Here is a 16,594-nt window from a genome sequence, read left to right as displayed (position 1 = left end):
GGCTCATTCCTTCCCGCTTGTGGCTTCGGCTGCCGGCCCGCCAAGGGTGGGCGGTACGTGGGCGTCCGCCGGCGGCGCGCTGCCACCGACAGTGGGTGCTGGCGAGGGTTGGCCCCGCCCGTCGGCGAGTTTCGTCACGGCGACGGCAGCGACCTTGAAGAGGGGCTGTTTGGAGACCGGATCCCAGGCGGTGATGGTCAGCTCGTTTGCCGCCCGGGGGGTGCGGTCGGCGGGATCCTGGTCGAAGTAGCCGTAGTGGAAGGGCAGGAACACCACGCCGGGGCGGATGCCGCAGAGCCGGGCGCGGGCCTGGATGGCGCCGCGCGCCGAGGAGACGCCGACCAGGTCGCCCTCGGCGATGCCGAGCCGATCGCCGTCGGCCGGGTTGAGTTCCACCCACACGTCGGGGGCCGCCTGGTTGAGCTGGGGGGCGCGGCCGGTCTTGGTGCGGGTGTGGAACTGGTAGACGGTGCGGCCGGTGGTGAGCAGCATCGGGTGGTCGTCGTCGGGGACCTCGGGCGAGGGTTGGTAGTCGACGATGTGCAGGAACGCCCGGCCGCGCGGCTCCTTGGCCCGGTATTCGGGCTCGGTGAACTCCGCGCCGGTGGCCAGGTCGTGGCCGTACGTCTCGCAGTAGTCCGGGTCGGTGTTGAAGATCCCGTCGGTGTAGAGGCGCTCGGTGCCGTCCGGGTGCTCCGGTGTGCAGGGCCACTGGATGCCGGAGCCGCCGCGCAGCTTGTCGTAGCTGATGCCGGTGTAGTCGCAGGGCCGGCCCCGCGTGCACTCCTTCCACGCCTCGAACACCTCCTCCGGCCCGGTCCACCGGATCAGCGGGTTGCCGTCGCGGTCGCGGAAGTCCATCCGGCGGGCGTAGTCGAGGAAGATGTCCAGGTCCGGCTTCGCCTCGCCCGGCGGGTCGACGGCCTTGTCGGAGATGTGCACGGTCCGGTCGACGCTTGTGAATGTGCCGGTCTTCTCGCCCCAGGTGGCGGCGGGCAGCACCACGTCCGCCAGTTCGGCGGTCTCGGTGCGGAAGAGATCCTGGACCACCACGAGCAGGTCCGGCTTGGCCAGGATTCGCCGGATCCGGGACAGGTCCGGCAACGAGACGGCCGGGTTGGTCGCGGTGATCCACAGCAGCTTGATCGAGCCCTGCTCCGCGTACCGGAAGATCTGCATGGCGTGCGTCGGTGGCGCCCAGTGCGGGATCGTGTCGACCTCGACGTTCCAGAGCCGGGCCAGTTCCTCGACGTGCGCGGTGTTCTCCCAGTTGCGCAGGCCGGGCAGGTCGCCGTCGGCGCCGGCCTCCCGGTTGTTCTGTGCGGTGGGCTGGCCGTTCATCTGGTAGAGCCCCGCGCCCGGCCGGCCGATCATGCCCCGGATCAGGTGCAGGTTGTTGACCGCGCAGGCGGCGGCCGTCGCCTGGTTCGACTGGTAGAAGCCCTGCAGGACGGTCGACAGCAGCCGCTGTGCCGAGCCGAGCAGTTCGGCGGCGCGCTCCACGTCGGCGGCCGGCACGTCGCAGATGTCGGCGACCCGCCGTGGTGGATAGCCGTCGACGATCCGGCACAGCTCGTCGAAGCCGAGGGTGTGCGCGTCGACGTAGTCGCGGTCGTACCAGCCGCGCCGGATGATCTCGCGGAGCAGGCCGTTCAGCAGCGCCATGTTGGTGCCGTTGCGGACCGCGAGGTGCAGGTCGGCCTCCCGGGCGACCGGGGTGGCGCGCGGGTCCACCGCCAGCATCGCCGGCGGGTTCGGGCCGCGCCGGCGGTCGAGCATCCGCATCCACAGCACCGTCTGGGTCTCGGCGACGTTGTGGCCCCACAACGCGATCGCGTCGCAGTGGTCCACGTCGGTGTACGACCCGGGCTGGCCGTCGGTGCCGAAGCTGGCCTTCAACGCCGCCGCGGCGGTCGCCGTGCACAGCCGGGTGTTGCCGTCCATGTGCGGCGTGCCCAGCCCAGCCTTTCCGATCACGCCGAGCGCGTAGTACTCCTCCAGGAAGAGTTGCCCGGTGGTGTAGAAGCCGAAGTTTCCCCACCCGCCGGGTTTGGCGAGCAGTTCCTCGGAGCGGGTCACGATGCGGCCCATCGCGGTGTCCCAGTCCGTCTCGACGAGGCGGTCGCCGTCCCGGACCAACGGTCGGGTCAGCCGGTCCGCGCTGTGGTTGGCCTGCCAGCCGTACAGGTCCTTGGGGTCGAGCCGGCCCCGGTTGATCCGGTCCACCGCGCGACCGCGTACCCCGACGATCCTGCCGTCGGCGACCGCGATGTCCATGGCGTCGCCGTTCGAGTGCAGCACCGACGCCGACTGGACCCACCGGTCCACGTCCGCCTCGCTGCGGCCACCGTCGAGGAAACGGTCCACCCGCACCGGCCACTCCTGCCCCGGCCCGTACGGGGTGCGCTCACCCCACGGGTCGGCGATCCGGTCCACCATCACGCTCTCCTTCCGCGAAGTGTTCGGGTGCCGCCCACAGTGGCACGGGTCGGCCGGACAGCCGCCCGTATCCCCGGTCCACGATGATGACCAGCACCACCGCGGCGGCCGCGACGAGCAACTGAGTCGGGGTACGCAGCAGACCCAGCTCACGGTCAGTGTCGTCGCGCCGGCCGGCAGATGGGACGCCTTCAGCAACACCAGCACCAGTAGGGTCGCGGCCGCCGCGACGATTCGCAGCCCAGTTACGCCCTCCGGCCGATCACGCCGGGCCCGGAGATTGCTCCCAAATAATGGGCAAACGTCGATGTTAGCGCCAACGCAGCGGCACCTCAAGAGCCGCCGCTGCGGTCGGTGCCGGCGAGCTGGCGGCGATGCCCGCGCAGTGCTTGTGGGGAGCGGCCGAACCCTGGGTCACGGCCCGTCACCGCCAGATGTTCCCAGCACGTTACGTCTTGACGAACGGCATGTTATCGCTCACAGTCGATGGCTAAGGACGACGACATCCATGGCTTACCGGGGAAGCCTGCTTCGTCGACCCTCGAATCGGTCGTGCGCCAGGGCAGTCAGGCGTGTTGTTAGCGCTAACTTTCCCGACGCTTCGCCCGGACACGTGTCGCGGTGCGCCCATCCTCGGGCAGGCCGTTCGGCTTTGGTCATTGAAGGAGGATCATGTCTGCCCTCGATAGGTCTCCATCGATCGCGCCGCCGTCGCCGCGGCGACGTTGGTGGTTGCCCCGCATTCTCGCCGCCGGCGCGGCGGCGGTGCTGGTCGGCGGTGCTGCCGTAGCGGTGGTGTCGTCGCCCGCCGCCGCGGCGACTGTCGACACGAGCGCGTGGTACGTGTTGATCAACCGCAACAGCGGCAAGGCCCTGGACGTGTACAACCTGGCCACGAACGACGGCGCCCGGATCACCCAGTGGGCCCGTAACAACGGCAACCAGCAGCAGTGGCAGTTCGTCGACTCCGGCAGTGGCAACTACCGGGTGAAGTCACGGCTGTCCGGCAAGGTGCTCGACGTCTCCGGCTTCTCGACCGCCAACGGCGGGGCGATCGTGCAGTGGACCGACAACAACAGCACCAACCAGCAGTTCCGGTTGGCCGACTCGGACAGCGGCTACGTCCGGCTGATCAACCGCAACAGCAACAAGGTGATGGAGGTGCAGGGCGCCTCGACCGCCGACGGTGGCAACATCGTCCAGTACGACGACTGGAACGGCACCAACCAGCAGTGGCAGCTCGTCCGCGTCGACGGTGGCAGCAACCCCACCACCCCGCCGCCGACGACTCCGCCGCCCGGCGGCACCTGTGACCTGCCCTCGTCGTACCGGTGGTCGTCGACCGGATCGCTGGCGAACCCGAAGTCCGGGTGGGTGTCACTGAAGGACTTCACCGTGGCGCCGTACAACGGTCAGCAGTTGGTCTACGCGACCACGCACGACTTCGGCAGCAGCTGGGGTTCGATGAACTTCGGTCTGTTCACGAACTACTCGCAGATGGCGTCGGCGAGTCAGAACGGGATGAACTCGGGGACTGTGGCGCCATCGTTGTTCTACTTCGCGCCGAAGAACATCTGGGTGTTGACCTACCAGTGGGGTGGGCCGGCGTTCTCGTACCGGACCTCGACTGATCCGACCAACCCGAACGGTTGGTCGTCTCCGCAGACGCTGTTCAGTGGCAGCATCACGGGTTCGGGGACGGGTCCGATCGATCAGACGGTGATCGGTGACGGGACGAACATGTACCTGTTCTTCGCCGGTGACAACGGCAAGATCTACCGGGCCAGCATGCCGATCGGGAACTTCCCGGGCAGCTTCGGTAGCAGCTACACGACGATCATGAGTGACACGACGAACAACCTGTTCGAGGCGCCGCAGGTGTACAAGCTGCAGGGTCTGAACAAGTACCTGATGATCGTCGAGGCGATCGGTTCGCAGGGTCGGTACTTCCGCTCGTTCACGGCGACCAGCCTGAACGGTTCGTGGACGCCGCAGGCCGCGTCGGAGAGCAACCCGTTCGCGGGTAAGGCCAACAGTGGTGCGACCTGGACCAACGACATCAGCCACGGTGAGTTGCTGCGGACCAGCGCCGACCAGACGATGACTGTCAACGCCTGCAACCTGCAACTGCTCTACCAGGGTCGCTCGCCCAGCTCCAACGGCGTCGACTACGGCCTCCTGCCGTACCGGCCGGGTCTGCTGACCCTGCAACGCTGAGCCGGATCTGCTGATCCCGCAACGCTGATCCATGGAAGGTGGGCCCGCGACGGAGTCGTCCGTCGCGGGCCCGTCCGTGCGGGACGGACAGTTGGCGGTCGTCGAGGGCCGCTGCCGTCCGGCGCTCCGCGTTCAGCAGTGCGCGACGTAGTTCTCGAGTGGAGTGCCGTCCTCCGCCCAGCGCTGTCGACTGAGCATCCTGCCCTGGTCGTCGAACTCGACCCGGGCGGCGGGGCTGCCGTTGCGGTGCCACTCCTGGTGGACGCCGACAGCCGTGCCGTACCGCACGTTGCCCTCCGACTTACGCTCGCCGGTCGGGTACCACTCGGCGGAGTGGCCGTCCTCAATGCCCCTGAAGTACGTGGTGAGAGCGATGAGCTGACCCTGCGGCGAGCGTTCGACCACCTCGCCGGTGAACAGCTCGCCCTGGTAGGTCACCCGCAGGTCGTCCTCGGTTTCGACGTCGTCGTACTCGAGTCGCACGGTGCTCACTGCGGGAAGCTGTTCGTGTGCGCGGTCGATGAACGAACGCACACTCTCCGCCTCGGCGCGGGTCCTCTCGTGCAGGCCCGGTTCGTTGGCCAGCCGATCGAAGTAGCGGTGCTGATCGGAGCCGCCGAGATCAAGAATCGTCGGCACGGTGATGATCGCCAGACGCCACTGCAGTCGAGGAGTGGCCGCCTTGAGCAGGTCGACCACTCGGGACCGTTCCGAATCGTCAAGGTGCTCGGGCCCGATCTGGCGGAGCCACCGGAGCAGGCCCTCCGTCGCCCCCTGCACGATGAAGAAGGCCCAGGACCGGCCGATGCGGTCGACGACCTCGTCCGGGGGCGTCGGCCAGGCCGCGCCGAAGACGTCCTCCGCGTCCAGGTACGCCTCGGCCCAGTCACGGACCCTCCCGGGCGTCACGTCGGCGAGGGTCGGCATCGACTGCTTGAGCCTCGGGTACAGGACGAACCAGTAGTCGTCGAAGAACGCACTGGGCAGTCCCCAGTCGGTCTCGTCGCCGTAGGTGTCCCTGACGTCCACCAGGTAGGCCAGACACAGCTCCAACGCGCGTACGGCCTCCGCCCGCCGTTGCGGGTCGGGCGGTAGCTCCTGCGTCGCCCTGCCCCGCTCGACGGGATCCGCCAGCTGCCACGGAACTCGCAGCGCGGCGAGCAACTCGGGGGCAACCCACGGACCGGTCACCGGAAAATCAACTCCACAGGGCCTGGGGAAATCACGCGCCACGCGGCGCCCTCCACCGCCTGGTGCCGCGCGGTCAACTGCTGCCCCGACAAGATACGCCGATCGTTCCGGTACGTCGGCCCTACTCGATGGGGGTGCCGCTGACGCAGGTGAGCACCCGGCCCTTACCGCGGACGGCGCTCGATCTGGTGGTCGTGAAGCCGTGTGCTCGGAGCAGCAACTCGGTAGCGGTGAGATTCGCCGTGGCGTGGGCTGCGGTGGGCCGCTCGGCGAAGACGTAGAGCCGCCCGCCGGGTGCGAGCAGGCTCCGCACCCGGTCGATCTGTTGCGTCGCGTCGCCCAACCAGAACAGGCTGACGTTCACCGCGAAGATCTTGGTGAAGCGGTGCCCGGCGAGGTCCGCCGACTCGAAGCCGGCACACCGGATCTCCGCCCTACCGGCGTCGATGTGGCTCGCGTTCCGCTTGATGGCGAGTCGGACCATCGTCGCCGAGCGGTCGAGGGCGATGATCCGGCCGCTGTTCAGTTGGTCGGCGACCAGGGAGACTGCGGCTCCTCGGCCGCAGCCGATCTCCAGCACCTGGTCGTCAGGTGCGACTGCCATCGTCCGCACCGCCCAGCGCTGTCGGTGCGCCGCGGTCCCTCGCACAGGTTCGTCCGGCGCTGGGGCGTCGTCGCCGCGGGTGGCGACCGGATGGTGATGGGGCAGAGCGCGCCGCCCGACGGCACTCGTGGTGTGTGCTCTGCTCACGCATCTGATTCCACCCTGCCGGACGGTTCCGCGCACCGTGTCCTCGGTCACCGGTGGCGAATCACGCGGCTCGGTGCGTGGCCACCGGCGCGACCTCCGGGAGGTCGTTCGCCGACGCCGGGAGAGTGTTTGCTGAGCCGGCACCACGGCTATCCGCGTTATGGAACGATCACCACGGAATATCTTCCGCCAACAGCCCGGTCCTCTCGTTCGGCTGGGCCCTGCTGAACGTTGTGCGGCTACGATCCGAACAAATCCGGGTAATTGTGAGTCTAGTAACTTTGTCGATCGTTCCAGAAAAGGTTAGCGTTCCGCCTCGTGAAGCCCCTACGGCCGGCTGACGAGGTCTGAGACCTCTGGTGCCACTCCGTGGATCTTCAGCCCCGCCGCGCAGCGGCATACCCGAGTGAGGGAGAGACGAGATGTCTGGACGGTTGGATTCGAAGGTGCTGGTCGTGACCGGCGGTACGCAGGGCATGGGTCTGGCGTTCGCGCAGCGGGCGGCCAGGGAGGGGGCGCGAGTCGTCATCGGCGCCCGGGACAAGGCCCGGGGTGAGGAGGCGGCCGTGCAGATCCGCAACGAGGGCGGTGTCGCCCTGTTCGTGCCGACCGACGTGACGGTCGAGGAGGAGACGGCGCGGCTCGTCGAGACCGCGGTGTCGGAGTTCGGGCGGCTGGACGGCGCGTTCAACAACGCCGGCGGCGGCCCGATGGCGAGTGTCCGGGAGGCCGACAGCGACAACTGGCAGCAGTCGCTCGCCCTCAACCTGACGAGCGTCTTCTACGGCCTCAAGTACGAGATTCCGGCGATCATCGCCGCCGGCGGCGGCTCGATCGTCAACAACGCCTCCGTCTCGGGCGTCAAGGGCGACGCGACGCAGGCCGCCTACAACGCGTCGAAGCACGGTGTCATCGGCCTGACCCGCTCGGCGGCACTCGATGTCGCCCGTTCCGGCGTACGGGTCAACGCCCTGGTCACCGGCCTGATCGACACTCCGCTCTGGCAGGGCGTCGTCAGTCAGGCCCCGGAAACGGCGGAGCGCTACCTGTCGAGGCAACCGACCGGCCGGGCCGGCACCGCCGACGAGGTCGCCGCGCTCACCGCGTTCCTGATCAGCGACGAGGCCACCTTCATCAGCGGCGCGTCCATCGCCATCGACGGTGCCTTCACCGCCTGAGGCGCGAGGACGCCCCGAGTGCGGGACGGCGGTCGCCAGCGACCGTCCACCGCGCACTCGGGGCGGGCCCGTCAGGCGATCCGGTAGGCCCGCTGGATCGTCTGGGTGACAGTGTTGCCGACGGTGTCCGCCGCCGTCACCCGCAGCGACACGAAACCGGGCCGGCGGGGGTGCGCGATGAGAGCGACGCCCCGCAGCACCGGCAACGCGACCCACGTTCTGCCGTCGTCGAACGACGCGGAGACGCCGAGCGTCCGGTTGGCCGCCGCCGTCGAGCCCTCCTGCCGGTCCAACGCCACCGGGATGGCCATGACCTTGCCCGTCCGGGCCGTGTTGGTGTCGTCGAGCACCGGCGTCGGTCGGGCCGTCGTCAGCGGCAGCCGCTGCGGTGACGACGTGTGCGCCGAGGTGAAGGTCCACGCCACCGACACCGAGGTCGACAGCGTGTCCGGGGCGGCACGGGTGATTGTCGCCTCCAGCCGGTAGCTGGCCTTGTCGGCGGGCACCGCGAACTCCGTCCACGGGCTGTCCGAGCTGCCGATCTCCGTGCCGTTGCGCGACAGCCGGAACCGCACCGGCCGGTCGTCGCGGCTCGCGGGGCGACCGGCCGCGTCACCGAACAACGGCAGCGACGCGATCGAGATGGTGTCGCCGTCGCGGCCCGCGTACCCCAGGGCCGCCAGGCTCGGGGCCTGGGCCACAGTGGGGCCGAAGGGTGCCGCGTTCCAGGTCTGGGTGTACGTCCGGCCCGGCTGGAACGTGGAGTCCTGCGTGCTGGAGTTGTCGCCCTCGACGAACGTGGACGTCCAGGTGATGCCGCCGTCGGTGTTGTAGTACTCGGTGCCGTGGAACGGCAGGTCGAGCGGCGTGTTCGAACCGATCGGGCCGGACCCTCCGGGTGCCGACGCGCGGTGGAACCGCACGGCGGTCGCCGCCGTGGACTGGCTCCGGTAGGTAGTCCTGACTGTGGCGAGGTTCTTCGCCGACAGCTTCTGGGCGAGGCCGGTGAACATGTCGCCGGGGCGGACGTACGCCAGGTCGTACGTGTAGGGGCTGTTCCGGAAGGTCCCGTCCGCGCCGGGGCGGGCGAGCCCGACACCCAGCGTCGCGGTGAACTCCGGCGCGGCGACGGCGGGCCCGATCCGGCCGAAGAAGACGTCAGTGAACGACACCCCACTGAGCTGGACACCCGGGTAGCGGAAGCCGTCGTCCCAGTTCGCGCTCACGTTGATCGCGATGGGTGCGGCGTCCCGTTGCGGCACCGTCAGCGCGACCGGCTTGGCGGTGCGGGCGTCGACGGCCTCGGTGACCGGACCGCGTACGTCCAGCACGGGCTGGACGAGCAGCGTCGACGCCGCATCCTCGTGGATGGTGCTGTAGAGCGCGTACCGGCCCTTGGGCAGCCGCAGGATGCCGCCGCCCGGTGCCCCGTCGAGGGTGCTGAACTCGCCGGTGGCCAGGCTCGCCGCCACTGTCGTGTACCCGGTGGCCGGTCGACCGTCGCGTCCGGTGTGGATGAGCCGTACGTCGTAGCTCTCGACCTCGCGGTTGAGCGCGAACGGCGTGCGTACCCGCAGGTCCCCGGCCGCGGTGGCGGTCAGCGCGCCCTGGTAGAGGCCGTCCGCGGCGTCCACCCGGGTGTCCACGGTGATCGTCGCCTCGGCGCGACCGCCGGCCGGCACCACGAGTGTTGTCGGGCTGACGGTGAGCATGCCGGCTGGAGCCGGGGCGATGCCCAGCGTCAGGGTGACCGGCGCGGTACCCGTGTTGCGGTAGCCGACGACCTGGGTGATCGGGGTGTCGTCGGCGTGCGGCCAGCGCTGGACCGGGAAGTCGATGGCGGCGACGTCGGCGGCGACCGGCTGGGCGACGGCGCGGGCGATGTCGACCCGGCCGGCGCCCTGCTCGTAGAGAGTGTCCTCGCCGGTCGGCTTGGCGGAGTCCATCAGGGCGGCCTTGAGCTGCGGGCCGGTCCAGTCCGGGTGCTGCCCGGCGAGGATCGCGGCGGTGCCGGCCACGTGCGGAGTCGCCATCGACGTGCCCGACATCGTGGCGTAGTCACCGCCGGTGGCGGCGGCCACGATGTCGACGCCGGGCGCGCTGATCTCCGGCTTGATGTGGTTGTCGCCGATGCGCGGCCCCCGGCTGGAGAAGTAGGCCCGCTGGTCGTCGGCGTCGACGGCGGCGACGGCGAGGGCGTCGTCGGCCGAGGCCGGGGAGGAGACCGACTTCGGTTTGCCCTCGTTGCCGGCCGCGACCACGAAGAGCGTGCCGTACCGATCGCTGAGCTCCTGAACCGCGGTCTCCAGCGGATCGAGACCGGGAGCGTCGTCGCCACCCACACTCAGGTTGACCACCCGCGCCTGCGGCGCGAGCCACTGCATGCCGGTGATGATGTCCGAGTCCTGGCATTCGGTGGTGGCGCAGACCTTGCCGACGAGCAGCTTGGCCCCCGGTGCCACGCCGCGGTACCTGCCGCCGGAAGCAGCGCCACTGCCCACGATCGTCGATGCCACGTGGGTGCCGTGGCCGACCGCGTCGCCGGGGTCGTTGCCCCCGGTGAAGTCCCGGACCTCGGTGAGGTGCCCCGCGAAGTCGGGGTGGCTGGCGTCGATCCCGGTGTCGAGCACGCCGACTGTGACTCCGGTGCCGTCGAAGCCGGCCTGCCAGGCCGTCGGGGCGCCGATCTGCGGCACGCTGCGGTCGAGGGAGACAGTGCGCTTGCCGTCCAGCCAGATGTGGGTGACCCCGGCCGCGAGGGTGCGCGCGGAGGCCGTCCCACGGGTGAGGGACCCCCAGAGCGTGATCCGGTCGTCCCGTTTCGCCCGCACCGCCAACGCGTGGGTGGCGGGCAGGTCGGCCCGTACCCGTGCGGCACCCCCGACGGTCGCGGCCCGCGCCTGCGCCGCCGCGTTCTCCGGGTACGCGACAAGCAGCGGCAGCTCGGCGGCCCGGTCGTCGTAGCCGAACCCGCCGAGCACTGTGAGGTCGAACAACCGACGGTCGAGGCGGCCGTCGCGCAGCAGCGGCATCGCGTCCACCGGGATGACGAACTGGTGGCCGCCCTCGCGGCTGGTCACGAACCGCATGCCGGCCCGTCCCGGCCCGCGCTTGATCGTCGGGTGGCCGTCCGCGTCCAGCGCGACCTCGTCGCCGGTGATCAGCGTGAAGGTGCCGGGTCTGCCGTCGACAGTGGCCCCCGGCTTCACCCGCGCGCTCGCCGGGGTGGCGGTCAGGCCCGCCGCCACCAGCGCCGTCGCGAGTACGCCGGCTGTCAGCGCGCGTCGTTGCCGTCGTCGCACATCGTCCTCTCCGCCACGGGCGTCTCCCGGGACGGCACGATGACGCCTGGCCTGGGCGTTAGGTTGATCACTGCGCTGTGACGGTCGTCACAAAGCTGCCCCGCGCCGGGGTGTCCGATTCCCCCGGACGGGTTGCATGCGGCGGTGACCAGCGGACGCGGCAGGAGAGGGCACCGGTCGGATGCGTGATGCCGAGGAGTTCGACGCCTTCTACGCGGCCTGCGCGGGTCGGGTCGTGGGTCACGTGTACGCGCTGACCGGTAACCGTGCCGAGGCGGAGGACGCCGTCGCCGAGGCGTTCATGCGGGCCTGGCAGCGCTGGCGGACGGTACGGGAGGCGGACAGCCCGGAAGCGTGGGTCCGCCGCGTCGCGTCCAGGATCGCGGTCAGCAGTTGGCGCAAGACGTTCAACCGGGTACGCGCGCATCGCCGGGCCGCTGTCGACCAGGGCGTTCCCGGACTGAACGAGGACCACGTCGCCCTGCTGCAGGCGTTGCAGCGGCTGAGCGCCAACGAACGCCGGGCCGTGGTCCTGCACCACCTGAACGATCTCAGCGTCGCCGAGGTGGCAGCCGAGATGCAGGCCCCCGTCGGGACCGTGAAGACGTACCTCGCCCGAGGTCGGAGAGCGATGGCCGGGTGGCTTACCGATGCGCACCAGGAGGAGACGTCCCATGGCTGATCCACGCGACGAGCTCACCGCGATCGTCGACGAGGTCCGGCGCGTCATCACGCTTCCCCCCGCGCAGACGTTGCGGCAGCGCAGCGACAGGCGTCGGCGGCATCGGGTGACGGTCGTCGCCGCCGGGCTGGCCCTGCTCGCCGGCACGGCGGGTGTCGCCGTCCTGACGGCGGGTGTCGCCGTCCTGACGGCGCCGGGCGAGACGCCGGACCTGGGTGTCGGCCCGGCGAGTCCCGTCCCGTCGTCGATAGTTCCGTCCGAGACCGCGGCGGCTGGACCGCAGGACATCCTCGCTGGCCGCCGTCAGGTCCGGATCGTGCTGCCCGGCATGCGCGGGGCCGCGTTGGCGATCGACGACGGCGGCGATCAGGTGCGGGCCAGCACCGACCCGGGCAGCGACGAGCGGGCGCTGTGGATGCTGCGCCCCGACGGGGACAGGTTCCGGATAGTCCTGGCCGCCCCGCCCGGCGCCGACCAGGTCTGCATGACAGTCGTGCACGACACCGCGCCGGGCAGCGTACGCGGGCGCTCGTGCGATGCGGCCGCCTCGACGCAGCGCTTCCGGATCGAGCAGGTCGCCGACGGCAGCTACTCGATCTTTCAGGGGAAGCGCTACGTCCAGGTGGTCGACGGCACCAACGCCCTGGTGCCCGACCTGCCCGAGGGCCTCACCACCACGTACGAGTTCGAGGACCGTGGGCCTGCCCCACGCTGAACCGCGTCCCCCGTGGTTCGCTGATCAGCCGGTCGGCTGGCTGGACGGCGCGGATTCGACAACGGCTGGGCTCGGGCGGACGATCGGCGGGCGCGGCGGGGGACGCTGCTCACGGTCCGGTTGGACGATCGGCGGGCGCGGCGGGGGTCGCTCCGCAGTGCCCCGGACCACCGCCGTCGTCGCGGCCGATACGGCGGAGGCTTCGGCGTAGCCGTCCCGGCTGGCCGTCACCGTCACGGTGAGCCGCTTCCAGAGCAGCGCCTGGGAGATCTGCAACGTCGCACCTGTCGCACCCTCGATCGGGACGCCGTCGGCCGACCACTTGTACTGGTAGGTCGTCGTCGAGGGTGTCCACGTGCCCGGGGTCGCCGTGACGGTGCTGCCGATCTCCGCCGCTCCGGTGATCGCCGGCGGGTTGACCGCGCGGATCGCCAGGGGCGGATTGATGGTGAAGGCGTCGTCCAGAACCACAGCCTTGCCGGAGTCGTACGCGTACAGCGTCAGGCTGGCCGGGCCGGCCGGCGCGGAGCTGAGGTCCACCTCGACGGTCATGGACGTGCCGTCCGACGAGACCGTCTTCACCGTGGCGGTGATCGGCTCCCCGGCGGCGGGGGTCACCTGGACCCGGTCCTTCGGGTTCAGCCCGTTGCCACTGATGGTGATCGTCCGAACGGCACCCGGCGCCACGACGGCCGGCGCCACCGAGGAGACCGTCGCCGACTCGACCTGGAAGTTGTACTGCGTGAGTCCGGAGCGGGTGCCGCTGGCCGTGACGCTGCGAACGGTCAGGTAATACCAACCGACGTCCGGCGGTGTCCAGGTCAGGGTGGCGGTGCCGTCGGCCCGGGCGGCGAGCGTGGTGTACGGTCCGTAGTTGACCGAATACTCGTAGGCGCTGGTGCTTGGCAGGCGCGGCGTGAAGCTGAAGGCGCCCGGAGCCAGTCGGCCGCTGCCGTTGGTCGGAAAGTCCGTCGAGGTGACCCGAGGTGCGTCCAACACCGACCAGTACGTGCTGCCCTCGTCGCTCTGCACCCCGTCGGCGTTACGGGCGACGACGCTGACGTAGGTGTAGCCAGCCTTTGTCGGCGTGTAGGTGAAGGTGGCGCTGCCGTCGGCGGCCGGCCGGACCACCTGCTTCGTTGCGTCGTCGCCGTTCAACGTCGTCACGTACTCGGTGACGTTCGCCATCCGGGTGCGGGCCGTGAAGGTGACCGGCTTGCCCAGGTCGGTGTCGCCGGGGCGGTTCATCGTCGGCGCCGCCCCGTCGACGGATATGTAGTTCCAGCGCGGCACCGACAGGGTGCCGTCGGCGCTTCGGCTCTGGATGCGCAGACCGTTGACGTCCGTCTGCTTGGCGACCCAGGTGAGGTCGGCGGTGCCGTCCGCCCGCGCCGGAATGGTGATCTTCTCGATCGGCGGTGGGAACAGCCCGGAATGCTCGACCCAGTAGACGTAGGCCTGCACCTGCGGCGACCGGGGGGTGAGGTGGAAGTTGAGCGACGAGCCGATCGTGACACCCCGGTCGACGTCACCGGTGAGCCTCGGGCCGTCGTCCACTGTGAACTGGTAGGCGCGGGCGGCGTGCGCCGTGCCGTCCCGGGTGACGCTGTGGACGTAGAGGGTCTGCTGGCCGGCGCGGGTCGGCGCGATCATTGCCGTCGCCGTCCCGTCGGCGGCCACCGGCACCGTCCCCGACGGGCCACCCCCGTCGATCCGCCAGGCCAACGACGCCGTGTTGGCGACGCTGGAGCGCAACTCGAACGCGCCGGGCACGCCGATGTTGTAGTCCAGGTTCGGCGTTCCCTCCGGGTACGCGGAAGAGAAGATCGACGGACGGGTCTCCTTGACGTAGTACACGTAGTGTGCGGGCTCGGAGTAGTTGCCGGCCCGGTCGATCGCATAGACCGCGACGGAGTGGTATCCCGCCGCGCGAGGCGTCGACTCGACAGTCGCCGGGCCGCCGAGTCCGTCAGCGTCCACAAAGGCCGGAGGAATCGGCTCGCTCAGTTCGCTCTCGTAGAACTCGTACCGGTAGCGGACGGTGTCGGCGCTGGCCGAGGTCAGCGTGAACGTGCCGGGGACACCGATCGCGCCGCTGGCGTTGTCCCAGTCACCGGACGGGTACTGGGCGGAGGCGACGGTCGGCGCCGGGCCGCCGGTGCGGTCGACAGTGAAGTAGCACGTGCCGCTCCACGACGTCGCCGTGGCACCGTCGAGGACGCGCACCCGCCAGGCGTACGTGACGCCGTCGAGCTGCCGCGAATCGTCCTCAAGTTGGATGTAGACCTCGTCGTTGCTCGGGGCCATGCCGGTGAGCCACTGTTGCGGCTGCTCCGGGTGGGTGACGTCCCAGACCTGGAAGTCGGCCTGCAACTCGGTGCCCTCGTCCGCGCCGGAGAGGGTGCCCTTCAGCACCACGGCGCCGGCCATGTTGAGCCGGTCCGGGCTCAGGTACGGCCCCGGCGCCGTGGTGGCGCAGGGCTGGTCGGCGGTCTTGAGATCGGTCGGCGCCGACAGTGCCGCGGCGGCCGGAGTGGCAGTGAGGCCCAGCACTGCCGTGCAGGTGAGCGCCGATGCCGCGATCCCCGCCGTCAGCCGGCGACGAGCACGCGAAGGTGTACGCACGTTGTCTCCCCATGATGAAACGAGGGCCAGAGGCCACCCGCGCAGAGAGGATCGCACGCGGGTGCCGCCGGCGTGGTCCCAGTTTGGTGTCAGCGGTCAACTGATCAGCCGGCTGTCGGAGGGACGATCGGCCGGCGCGGCGACGGTCGCTCGTCGCTGTCGGGGCGGACGATGGGCGGGCGCGGCGGGGGTCGCTCCTCGCTGCCCCGGACGACCGCGGTCGTCGCGGCTGATGCGGCGGACGCTTCGGCGTAGCCGTCCCGGCTGGCCGTCCGCGCGGTCCTCGAAAGGTTTCCGATATTCGGGGCGCTGCCGCTGCTGCACAGCTGGTGCGCGTCCGAACCCCCGCCGCCCACTGTCGCGCGGAGTCGCGCCATGCTGGTTGGCTGTCGACCCCCCCCCATGAGCTGCCGAAAGTTTCGGAAAGTCATTGACTGGTGGCGATGGCCTTGCGCAGACTTGGCGTGGCTGGCATTCGTGATCATCGATCACGTTTCGTTCCTTCCCACCACCACCCTCGGAAGGAGAGCCCTGGTGACAATCCACTCGGGCCGTTCAGGGATCCGGCCCACCGTCGTCGCGCTGGCCATAGCAGCGCTCACGGTCGCCGGATCCGCATCCGTCGTAGCAAGAACGACAGTCGCGCAGGCCGCCCCCGGCGTCATGGCCGCCGCAGCGGTGGAGGACGAGGGCACCGACTGTGCCGTCTCCGGCCTGCCCGACCTTGGTTCGCTGCCCACCAACGCCAAGCTTCCCGATCCGTTCCGGAGGCTGAACGGGACGACAATCACCACCAGGTCCGACTGGCGCTGTCGCCGGGCGGAGATCAGGGAGTTGACGGAGAAGTTCGTCTTCGGCGAGAAGCCAGCCAAGCCGGCCACCGTCACGGGGACGGTTTCGAACACCACAATCAACGTGAACGTGTCGCACAACGGCCGGAGTTCCAGCTTCTCGGCGCGGGTCGAGCTGCCGAGCGGCACCGGCCCGTTCCCGGCCGTCGTGGTGGTAGGCGGCTTCGGTGCGGACACGGCCACCATCAAGGCCGCCGGCGCCGCCGTCATCAGCTACGACCCGCTGGCCGTCGGCCGCGAGGGCACACCACGGAACAACAAGCAGGGCGCGTTCTACAGCATCTACGGCTCGTCGAGCAGCACCGGCCTGCTCGCCGCCTGGAGTTGGGGCGTGAGCCGGATCATCGATGTGATCGAGCAGTCCGGCAACGGGCTCCTCAAACCCGACGCGATGGGCGTCACCGGCTGCTCGCGGTACGGCAAGGGAGCCTTCGCGATCGGCGCGTTCGACCAGCGCATCGCCCTGACCATGCCGATCGAGTCAGGCAGCGCGGGCGTGCCCATCTTCCGCGGCATACCCGGGGAGGGCGCCCAGAGCCTCAGTAGCGCCTAGGCCGTGTCTTCAAAGGTTCACAGCCATTGGAGTAGCGCGGCGATGGTGACGGTGGCCTGGTACGAGGTCGCGGTCTTGTCGTAGCGGGTG

General features: G+C 70.1%; 10 protein-coding genes. 5 read left to right on the top strand and 5 right to left on the bottom strand.

The window, feature by feature from the left end; translation table 11 throughout:
• Positions 1-3 precede the first annotated feature (3 nt).
• The gene (locus AB0B85_RS21765) at positions 4-2,439 is read right to left on the bottom strand and encodes a molybdopterin-dependent oxidoreductase (RefSeq protein ID WP_357410018.1); all 2,436 of its coding nucleotides are present in this window, start codon (positions 2,437-2,439) and stop codon (positions 4-6) included.
• A 672-nt stretch (positions 2,440-3,111) separates the two neighbouring features.
• On the opposite strand from AB0B85_RS21765, the gene AB0B85_RS21760 reads away from it, so the two are divergent.
• Entirely contained in the window at positions 3,112-4,656 is a 1,545-nt protein-coding gene (locus AB0B85_RS21760) for a non-reducing end alpha-L-arabinofuranosidase family hydrolase (RefSeq protein WP_357410016.1), read from the top strand.
• Between the two features lie 132 nt (positions 4,657-4,788).
• Here the strand turns inward: AB0B85_RS21760 and AB0B85_RS21755 are convergent, their stop codons facing one another.
• Together AB0B85_RS21755 and AB0B85_RS21750 are read right to left on the bottom strand one after the other, a co-directional pair.
• Positions 4,789-5,847, bottom strand: a complete 1,059-nt coding sequence (locus tag AB0B85_RS21755; RefSeq protein WP_357410014.1) for a hypothetical protein — start codon at positions 5,845-5,847, stop codon at positions 4,789-4,791.
• Positions 5,848-5,968: 121 nt separating this feature from the next.
• Positions 5,969-6,451, bottom strand: a complete 483-nt coding sequence (locus AB0B85_RS21750) for a class I SAM-dependent methyltransferase (protein WP_357410012.1) — start codon at positions 6,449-6,451, stop codon at positions 5,969-5,971.
• A 569-nt stretch (positions 6,452-7,020) separates the two neighbouring features.
• Between AB0B85_RS21750 and AB0B85_RS21745 the strand changes: the two genes are divergently transcribed.
• Positions 7,021-7,776, top strand: coding sequence for an SDR family NAD(P)-dependent oxidoreductase (locus AB0B85_RS21745; RefSeq protein ID WP_357410010.1), 756 nt, complete (start codon positions 7,021-7,023; stop codon positions 7,774-7,776).
• 71 nt (positions 7,777-7,847) lie between these two features.
• Here AB0B85_RS21745 and AB0B85_RS21740 read toward each other — a convergent pair whose 3' ends face one another.
• Positions 7,848-11,078 carry a S8 family serine peptidase gene (locus tag AB0B85_RS21740; protein ID WP_357410008.1) on the bottom strand — a complete coding sequence of 1,077 codons (3,231 nt, stop codon included), beginning with the start codon at positions 11,076-11,078 and terminating at the stop codon, positions 7,848-7,850.
• 181 nt (positions 11,079-11,259) lie between these two features.
• On the opposite strand from AB0B85_RS21740, the gene AB0B85_RS21735 reads away from it, so the two are divergent.
• Entirely contained in the window at positions 11,260-11,760 is a 501-nt protein-coding gene (locus tag AB0B85_RS21735) for a sigma-70 family RNA polymerase sigma factor (RefSeq protein ID WP_357410006.1), read from the top strand.
• Positions 11,753-12,475 carry a hypothetical protein gene (locus tag AB0B85_RS21730; protein ID WP_357410004.1) on the top strand — a complete coding sequence of 241 codons (723 nt, stop codon included), beginning with the start codon at positions 11,753-11,755 and terminating at the stop codon, positions 12,473-12,475. Before AB0B85_RS21735 ends, AB0B85_RS21730 begins: the two co-directional genes overlap by 8 nt.
• Before the next feature lie 24 nt (positions 12,476-12,499).
• On the opposite strand, the gene AB0B85_RS21725 is transcribed toward AB0B85_RS21730, so the two are convergent.
• Positions 12,500-15,100: a hypothetical protein gene (locus tag AB0B85_RS21725; RefSeq protein WP_357410002.1), complete on the bottom strand. Its 2,601-nt coding sequence runs from the start codon at positions 15,098-15,100 to the stop codon at positions 12,500-12,502.
• Between the two features lie 534 nt (positions 15,101-15,634).
• On the opposite strand from AB0B85_RS21725, the gene AB0B85_RS21720 reads away from it, so the two are divergent.
• Positions 15,635-16,504 carry a hypothetical protein gene (locus AB0B85_RS21720; RefSeq protein ID WP_357410000.1) on the top strand — a complete coding sequence of 290 codons (870 nt, stop codon included), beginning with the start codon at positions 15,635-15,637 and terminating at the stop codon, positions 16,502-16,504.
• Positions 16,505-16,594 lie beyond the last annotated feature (90 nt).

This window comes from Micromonospora sp. NPDC049044, from assembly GCF_040649215.1.
In the GTDB taxonomy this organism is placed as follows: Bacteria; Actinomycetota; Actinomycetes; order Mycobacteriales; family Micromonosporaceae; genus Micromonospora.
The sequence above is the reverse complement of the archived record's forward strand: the minus strand, read 5'-3'. Positions and strand labels throughout refer to the sequence as shown.

Bases quoted from the DNA above. Each gene is read 5' to 3' on its own strand.
- AB0B85_RS21765 (WP_357410018.1), bottom strand. From the start codon at position 2,439: ATGGTGGACCGGATCGCCGACCCGTGGGGTGAGCGCACCCCGTACGGG.
- AB0B85_RS21760 (WP_357410016.1), top strand. From the start codon at position 3,112: ATGTCTGCCCTCGATAGGTCTCCATCGATCGCGCCGCCGTCGCCGCGG.
- AB0B85_RS21750 (WP_357410012.1), bottom strand. From the start codon at position 6,451: ATGGCAGTCGCACCTGACGACCAGGTGCTGGAGATCGGCTGCGGCCGA.
- AB0B85_RS21745 (WP_357410010.1), top strand. From the start codon at position 7,021: ATGTCTGGACGGTTGGATTCGAAGGTGCTGGTCGTGACCGGCGGTACG.
- AB0B85_RS21735 (WP_357410006.1), top strand. From the start codon at position 11,260: ATGCGTGATGCCGAGGAGTTCGACGCCTTCTACGCGGCCTGCGCGGGT.
- AB0B85_RS21730 (WP_357410004.1), top strand. From the start codon at position 11,753: ATGGCTGATCCACGCGACGAGCTCACCGCGATCGTCGACGAGGTCCGG.